The following is an 8,190-nucleotide window of genomic DNA, read 5'->3' on the forward strand; positions in this document are numbered from 1 at the left end:
CGCGCATCAGGCGCGGAGCTTGTGGGACGACCACAAAGCCGAGCGCGCCAAGGCAGCGGCCTTCTACGAGAGGCAAGAGAAACGGAACGCTGCCAAGTTGGCCAAGAATCCGGACGCGGGCCTCAAGCTGATCAAATACACCGGCAAGCCGACGTATATCGATCAGATCTTCACCAGCCTGAAGACGGTGTTCACGGGGTTCTTGCTGGCGACGTTGATCGCCGTGCCCTTGGGCATTCTTTGCGGCCTGAGCACCACCATCAACTCGGCGCTGAATCTACTGATTCAAATCTTCAAGCCGGTGTCGCCGCTGGCGTGGTTGCCGCTGGTGACCATCATCGTGAGTGCGGTGTACGTCACTGCCGATCCCATGTTCGAGAAATCGTTTCTGATTTCGGCGATCACCGTGACGTTGTGCTCGCTGTGGCCGACGCTGATCAATACCGGCGTCGGCGTGAACTCTATCGATAAGGATCTACTGAACGTCGCGCGAGTGTTGCAGCTCAAGTGGACCACCAAGCTGTTCAAGCTGGTGTTGCCGTCGTCATTGCCGTTGATTTTCACGGGCATGCGACTGTCGCTGGGCGTGGGCTGGATGGTGCTGATCGCGGCTGAGATGCTGGCGCAGAATCCTGGCCTCGGCAAATTCGTGTGGGATGAGTTTCAGAACGGCAGCTCCGATTCGCTGGCGCGCCTGATGGTGGCGGTGTTGACCATCGGCATCATCGGGTTCCTGCTCGATCGGGTCATGCATACGCTGCAGAGCCTGCTCGACTTTGGCGGCCGGCGCTGAGTCCAGGAGTCGTCATGACATTTCTGCAGCTCAATGGTGTGGCTAAGAATTTTGGCTCGGGGGAGCAACGAGTCGAGGTGCTCAGCGACGTGAATCTGAGCATCAACGAAGGCGAGTTCGTCGCCATCGTCGGCTTTTCTGGCAGCGGCAAAACCACGTTGATCTCGACCATCGCCGGCTTGATCCAGCCGGACGCGGGCGAGGTGTTATTCGAAGGCCGGCCGGTCACCGGGCCGGCACCGGATCGCGGCGTGGTATTTCAAAACTATTCATTGCTGCCGTGGTTGACGGTCCAGAGTAACGTCGCTCTGGCCGTCGACAGCGTGTTCCCTCAATGGACGGCGGAGCAGCGACGCGCTCACGTTCATAAGTATGTCGAGATGGTCGGGCTGGCTCATGCGGTGGATCGTCGGCCCGCCGAGCTGTCGGGCGGCATGCGTCAGCGCGTGTCTGTGGCCCGAGCGCTGGCGATGGATCCGAAAGTGTTGTTGCTCGATGAGCCGTTGTCGGCGCTCGACGCGCTCACACGTGCACGCTTGCAGGATGAGATCGAGGCGATCTGGGAGCGTCAGCGCAAGACCGTCATTCTGGTCACCAACGATGTGGACGAAGCGCTGCTACTGGCGGATCGAATCATCGCGTTGAAGCCAGGGCCGCGTGCGACGCTGGGTCGTGAATTCAAAGTCGATCTGCCGCGACCGCGCGATCGCATGGCGGTCAACGAGGACGATTCGTATCGCCGACTGCGCGCCCAGATCTCTCAGTACTTGATGAGTCTGAGCATGCAACGTAGCGGCTCTTCCAGTGTCGCGAAGACGTTGCCGTCGGTGGTTCCTATCGAACCGCCGGTGCCCCGAACCATGCGCCGGGCGACGCGGCCGAAGCCGGCAGAGAATCTGGACAAGTTCGTCGAGTTCTACGACGTGAGCAAAGTCTTCCCGACGCCCCAAGGCCCGCTCACGGTGGTCGACCGATTCCAGCTGGACATTCGCAAGGGTGAGTTCATTTCCTTGATCGGGCATTCCGGTTGCGGCAAGTCCACGGTGTTGTCCATGGTCGCCGGGTTGAGCGATGTATCGAGCGGCGGCATCACCTTGGATGCGCGTGAAGTCACATCGGCCGGGCCGGATCGCGGCGTGGTGTTTCAGGCGCCGAGTTTGTTGCCGTGGCTCACCGCTCGCGAGAACGTCGCGCTCGGCGTGAATCGCGTCTATCCACACGCGACCGAACAAGAGCGCACTGACATCATCGAGTACTACCTGTCACGCGTCGGTCTGGGCGACGTGCTCGAGAAGAAGGCGAGCGAGCTGTCGAACGGCATGAAACAACGGGTCGGTCTGGCACGTGCCTTCGCGTTGTCGCCCAAGCTGCTGTTACTCGACGAACCGTTCGGCATGTTGGATGCGCTGACCCGCTGGGAATTGCAGGAAGTATTGATGGAGGTCTGGAAGCGCAATCAGGTGACCGCCATCTGCGTCACGCACGACGTCGACGAAGCCATCCTGTTGGCCGATCGGGTGGTGATGATGACCAACGGGCCACAGGCTCGTATCGGCCGGATCATGCAAATCGATTTGCCCCGGCCGCGTACGCGCAAGCAGCTGCTGGAGCACCCGATGTATTACGACTATCGGAACGAGTTACTGGCATTTCTAGAATCTTGCGAGCGGCAACAAACGCACGCCGCATAATCCTGCAAAACAACGCTCGGGGAGGGCGGCACGATGGCTTCAGGGAGTCAGCGTCGGGGACTGAACATTGGCATGGCGTTGGCGATGGCCGCTCCATGTGCGGCAGGAGCCGCGGATTTCGGCGTGATAGGCGGAGCGCTGAGCGAATCGAAACCCATCTTCGACGCCCGGCTGCGATATGAGAACGTCGAGCAAACCCCGTTGGTGGAAGACTCGCACGCCGAAACTTTGCGAGTGCGCTTCGGGGTCGAGACCGGCAAAGCCTGGAACACCAGTTTGCTGGCTGAAGGCGAAGTGATCACCGAGCTGGCCGGCAGCTATCGCGACGATGCCTCCCGGCCTCGCAATGTCACTTATCCGGTGGTGCCGGATCCGGAGAGCGAAGAGATCAATCGCTTGCAGCTGGTCAACACGTCGTTGCCGGGAACGACGCTGACGTTGGGTCGACAGCGCATTCTGCTCGACGATCAACGCTTCGTCGGCAACGTCGGTTGGCGCCAGAACGAGCAAACATTCGATGCGGTTCGTGTGGTCAATAAATCGCTGGCGGCGCTGACTTTGGATGCAACCTATCTGAATCAGGTGAACCGTATCTTCGGCCGCGACTCGCCGCAGGGTCGCTATCACGGTGACGGTGTGCTCGCCAACGCGGCCTATCAGTTCGGCATCGGCAAGCTCAGCGTGTTCGGCTACTGGCTCGATTTCGATGCCGAAACCGGTGTGCCGGCGGCGTTGAATCCGCTGCGGGTGTCGACTGAGACCATCGGCACTCGCTTCGCCGGCGAGCGGCCGCTGAGCAAGCTCAAGGTGGCGTATGCGGCGACCTTTGCACGGCAGAGCGACTACGGCAGTAATCCGCTCAGCTTCGATCTCGACTATTACTCGCTGGAACTCACCGGTACCTATCGCCAATACAGTGTAACGCTCGGTCAGGAAGTGATGGAGGGCAATGGCACGGTGGGCTTTGCCACGCCGCTGGCGACCATGCATCGCTTTCACGGCTGGGCGGACAAGTTCCTGACCACGCCGGCCAATGGTATCGACGACCGTTACGTTGGTCTGGGCTATACGGCCAAGGGCGTGGCGAAATTGGATACATTGTCGGCGACGCTGGTGTATCGCAACTTCGAATCCGAACGCCTGGCTCAGGATTTGGGCGACGAGGTCGACTTACAGCTGCAAGCCAAGTATCAGCGCTTCGTCGGACTGCTCAAGGTGGCGTTGTACGAGGCGCACGAAGGACGCACGCCTGCTGCCTACCAGGACACCACCAAGTTTTGGGTGCAGCTCGAGTATGTGTGGTGAGCCGGGCCGTCTTACTTGGACGGCAGAATTTTCAAAACCGTGTCGGCGGGGCGGCTCAACACCGCGCCACGTGCAGTAATGACGATGGGGCGGTTCATCAGCACCGGATGCTTCAGCATGTATTCGACGATTTGCTCGTCGCTCCAAGCGGATGAATCGCCCAAGCCCAGCTTCTCGACTTCTTTTTCGCGCATCAGTTCGCGGGGCGTGAGCTGGGTTTTGGCCAGCAAATCCAGCAGCGTTTTACGATCCGGCGGTGTTTTCAAATACTCGATGACTCGCGGCTCGAGACCGGCTTCGCGAAGCAATGCGAGTGTGTTGCGAGACGTGCCGCAAGCCGGGTTGTGGTAGATGGTGACGTCGTTGGCGCTCATGCCGGTAGTTTAGCGCAAGACTCGGTTGCCGAGGGGCCAAGGAACTCGCGCCGGTCCAAGGCAGTTCACTTCACAGCGTCGTCACTGTGGGGGAAAGCATGACCACTATTCTGTTGATCGTTCTGATTCTATTGTTGTTGGGCGTGGTGCCGGCTTGGCCGCACAGCCGCGGTTGGGGTTATGGGCCGAGCGGTATCGTCGGCGTGTTGGTGATCGTGTTGTTGCTGATGTTGTTGACGGGCCGTCTCTAGTGGTCCAGGCGAGGCCATCCAGCCTGGCATTCTGACCGTTCGTCACAGCAAAACGGTCGCGACGGAGCGCGGCCTGTTACGATCCCGTGAGCGTTCGAGACCTACCAACGAATCCTCACGGGAGATGACGTGCCGACTCGACAGACCCCTCCGGCCAAGCAGGCCGTTAGCCGCCGTTCCATCCTGAAGTCCGCTGCCGCTGCCACGGTGCTCAGCACCGGCTTTCCCATGATCAATCTGGGAAGCTATCAGGCATTCGCAGCCTCGCCGACGCGTTATTCCGCCAAGACTCTGAAGGCCGTCGAGAAGGCGTTGGTCATCGACATGCTGGCGCCGCTCAAGATCGACTTCTCGCCCGAAGCGTATGCCGGTCGCATGACCGATCCGCAGGCCGAGGAGTTTCGGACTTGTGGCATTACTGGCTTTCACAATTCCATCGGTACCGGTGGGCCTTCGGCGGTGGAGGAGACACTGACTTTCTTCGCGGCCTGGCAGGGGTATGCCGGTCGTAACTCGCATGTGTTTACGTTGGTCAACACGGCTGTCGATTTGGATCGTGCCAAGGCGGATCGCAAGGTCGCGGTCATCATGGGCGTGCAGAACGCCGAGCACTTCCGCAAGAAAGAGGATGTGAAGTCGTTCTATCAGCTCGGTCAACGCTGCGCGCAGCTCACCTATAACTCGCAGAACTTGCTCGGTGCCGGCGGCACGGAGCGCGTCGATGGCGGGCTTAGTGATTATGGCGTTGAGATCGTCAATGCCATGAACGAGGTGGGCATGTTGGTGGACGTGTCTCATTGCGGAGATCGCACCACGCTCGATGCCATCGAGGTGTCGCCCAAGCCCATTGCTATCACTCATTCCAACTGCCGCGGCATTTTCAATCATCCGCGGTTGAAGACGGACGAGGCCATCAAGAAGATGGCGGCCAAGGGCGGGGTGATGGGGATTACCGGCGTGCGCATGTTCGTGCGCGACAAGGAGCCGACGACCATCGATCACATCGTCGATCACATCGATCATGTGGTGAAGTTGGTCGGGATTGAGTATGTGGGGATCGGGTCGGATGCGGACTTGAATGGCTACGACGATATGCCGCCGGATCAGCTGAAGATGCTGCGTGGGTCGTATAAGGCCAGCTATGGGTTCCGAGATAAGATCGACATCGAAGGGTTCGATCATCCCAAGAAGGTGTTCGACCTGACCGAGGCAATGTTCCGAAGGGGCTATTCGGAACAGAACGTGGTCGCCGTGCTCGGCGGCAACTTCCGTCGCCTGCTCGGCACGACCTGGAAGTGACCTTGGTCAGCCGGCTGCCGCCGGCTGATCGGTAATTACAAAAGGCCTAGCCGGCTTCGCCGGCTGGCCAGCAGCGCGCTCTGGTAGGTAACAATCATGGTTGGATTCACTGCGAGCCGCTGGCTCGTTGCGGTCGTTGGTTTTGGCTTCGCGGGTGCGGTGAGCGCGGCGCCGCCGCCTGATCTTGATCGTTACGCCGGTCGAGTGATGCAAACATTCGAGACGCCGGGCATGGTCGTGGCCATCGCCGAGCGAGGCAAGCCGAGCATCGTTCGCACTTACGGCGTGAAGCGCCTGGGCGAGTCGGCGAAAGTAGACGAACACAGCTTATTTGCCATCGGCTCGACCACGAAGGCATTCACCTCTGCAGTGCTGGCGATGCTGGTCGATGAAGGCAAGCTCACGTGGGAAACGAAAGTCTCCGACGTGCTGCCGGGCTTCAAGATGTACGACCCATACGCCAGCGCCGAAATGACAGTGCGGGACCTGCTGGTCCACCGCAGCGGCCTGGGGCTAGGGGCCGGCGATTTGCTCTTCTTCCCCACGACGACACTGAGCAGCGCCGACATCGTGCATCGTCTGCGTTACATCAAACCGGCAACCAGCTTCCGCAGCGGCTATGCCTACGACAACTTGTTATATGTAGCGGCAGGGCAGGTGATCGAAGCCGTCACCAAGATGAGCTGGCACGACGCGATACGCCAACGCATCCTGACCCCGCTACAGATGAAGGACACTTCCACCTCCTCAGCGCTGAAGGACGGCACAAACAGGGCCTGGCCTCATATCCGTACGTCAGAAGTAGCACGCGGCATCGGCCCAATGGCCGCGTTAGATAAACCAATGACTCTCGACAACTCCGCCGCCGCAGGCGCAATCAACGCGAGTGGCGCCGACCTAACCCGCTGGTTGGAGCTGCAACTAGGAAGAGGCCTCGACCCGCGCACCAACACGAGGCTGTTCAGCGAAACTCAATCGAAAGAAATGTGGACTGGCGTGACCTTGATGCCGACGCCGACCACCCTGCCGAAAGGAATGGAACTGGCGAAGCCCAACTTCCGTGCCTACGCGCTGGGCTGGGTGGCGAGCGACTATCGCGGCGAGCCCATTCTCGCGCATGCCGGCGGCGTGCCCGGCTTCGTCACCATGTTCATAGTGATGCCGCAAAGAAACGTAGCATTCGCCATTCTCACCAACTCGGAAGAAATGGGCACGCTGGCGTCCATGCAAAACCGGCTGTTGGATCATTACCTCGGACTCAAAAGCCCGGATTGGATCGCCGCGCTGGATGCCAGCAACAAGGAAAAAATTACCCAAGCCCGCGAGGCACTCGCGGAAAAGCCAGCGACCAATGAACCCGTCAAAGGTCCGTCACTGGCCATTGCCAAATATGCAGGCCGTTATCGCGATGCCTGGTACGGCCCAGTCAGTATCGAAAGCGCCGGCGAGGCCCTGCGCATTCGTTTTGAAAACACGCCGACCATGATCGGCACGTTGGAACATGTGCGCTACGACACATTCCGTGCGCGTTGGGAAGATCGCGGCATCGAGGATGCTTATGTCACTTTTGCATTGACGCCAGAGGGCAGCATCGAGCGCCTGACCATGAAAGCCGTCTCGCCGCTGGCCGACTTCAGTTTCGACTATCAAGATCTGTGGTTCACGCCGGAGCGTTGAGAGATCAATCACGGCTTCGCAAGGTTTCCGATAAATCGGCAAGATGCTTTAGAGGCGTGTCACAGCGGCGGGCGGGGCGGGACGGTAGCGTGCCGTTATGTCCGCCGTTCTTATCGATCTGTTGCCGGATCTGGTCTTCCTCATGCGTCGCGACGGTACGGTCGTAGCCCATGTAGGAGGTCAGGCCGTCCCTGACTTTCGTCGCGAAGGCATCGATGACGGCGACAAGCTGGAACAAATATGGTCGCCCAGCACTGCGGCGCTGATCAAACGACTGCTACGTAGAAGTATCGCCAGTCGCGCGCCGGTCGAAACCCGTTTTCAAGAGCAAGGCCGCAGTTACGAAGTGCGCGTCAGCCCGCAGGGGCCGAGCCGCGCCATCGGGGTGATTCGTGCGTCTTTATCCGACTCGAATCGCGAAACCGAGGCGATTGCCGAAGAGCCACGCTGGCTCGGTCTGGATCGGCGCGGCTTTCTGCGTCGACTGAACGATACGTTGGCAACGGCATCGCTGCGAGAAATGTCGGTCGCGGTGGCGGTCGTTCGTCTCGAAGGCATTGCCGAGATCGCGCGCACGCTGGGAATTCCAGTGGCCGAAGAGGTCATGAGTGTGGCGATGGCCAGGGTCGGCGCCAAGCTGACGGCCACCGATCTAGGCTACTCGGGCCAGTTGCGCGAGAACAAGCTGGCCGTGGCCATGAATACTTCGGATCGAGAAGTCATCGATGCCTGCCTCAAAGAGTTGAGCGATGAACTGCGCGCCGCCATTCCGGCCGGCGATGTGGACTTCACGCTGACTC

At 60.0% G+C, this 8,190-nt stretch carries 8 protein-coding genes; 7 read left to right on the forward strand and 1 reads right to left on the reverse strand.

The genetic code is table 11. The features are described 5' to 3' along the window. The 3 genes from JNL55_RS23545 to JNL55_RS23555 form a co-directional block, all read left to right on the forward strand. Positions 1 to 793, forward strand: a 793-nt coding sequence (locus tag JNL55_RS23545) for an ABC transporter permease (protein ID WP_293859855.1), incomplete at its 5' end; no start/stop codon positions are given. Positions 794 to 807: 14 nt separating this feature from the next. After that, positions 808 to 2,484 carry an ABC transporter ATP-binding protein gene (locus tag JNL55_RS23550; protein WP_293859858.1) on the forward strand — a complete coding sequence of 559 codons (1,677 nt, stop codon included), beginning with the start codon at positions 808 to 810 and terminating at the stop codon, positions 2,482 to 2,484. Between the two features lie 33 nt (positions 2,485 to 2,517). Continuing rightward, the gene (locus JNL55_RS23555; RefSeq protein ID WP_293859861.1) at positions 2,518 to 3,789 is read left to right on the forward strand and encodes a hypothetical protein; all 1,272 of its coding nucleotides are present in this window, start codon (positions 2,518 to 2,520) and stop codon (positions 3,787 to 3,789) included. An 11-nt stretch (positions 3,790 to 3,800) separates the two neighbouring features. On the opposite strand, the gene arsC is transcribed toward JNL55_RS23555, so the two are convergent. Next, positions 3,801 to 4,163, reverse strand: coding sequence for an arsenate reductase (glutaredoxin) (gene arsC, locus JNL55_RS23560; protein WP_293859864.1), 363 nt, complete (start codon positions 4,161 to 4,163; stop codon positions 3,801 to 3,803). 98 nt (positions 4,164 to 4,261) lie between these two features. On the opposite strand from arsC, the gene JNL55_RS23565 reads away from it, so the two are divergent. The 4 genes from JNL55_RS23565 to JNL55_RS23580 all read left to right on the forward strand — a co-directional run. Further along, positions 4,262 to 4,414 carry a DUF3309 family protein gene (locus JNL55_RS23565; RefSeq protein WP_293859867.1) on the forward strand — a complete coding sequence of 51 codons (153 nt, stop codon included), beginning with the start codon at positions 4,262 to 4,264 and terminating at the stop codon, positions 4,412 to 4,414. Between the two features lie 129 nt (positions 4,415 to 4,543). Further along, positions 4,544 to 5,713: a dipeptidase gene (locus JNL55_RS23570; RefSeq protein WP_293859870.1), complete on the forward strand. Its 1,170-nt coding sequence runs from the start codon at positions 4,544 to 4,546 to the stop codon at positions 5,711 to 5,713. Between the two features lie 96 nt (positions 5,714 to 5,809). Beyond that, entirely contained in the window at positions 5,810 to 7,390 is a 1,581-nt protein-coding gene (locus JNL55_RS23575) for a serine hydrolase (RefSeq protein WP_293859873.1), read from the forward strand. Between the two features lie 97 nt (positions 7,391 to 7,487). Beyond that, on the forward strand, positions 7,488 to 8,190 hold a 703-nt coding region (locus JNL55_RS23580), incomplete at its 3' end, for a hypothetical protein (RefSeq protein ID WP_293859876.1).

Source organism: Steroidobacter sp. (assembly GCF_016790065.1).
Taxonomy (GTDB): Bacteria; Pseudomonadota; Gammaproteobacteria; order Steroidobacterales; family Steroidobacteraceae; genus Steroidobacter.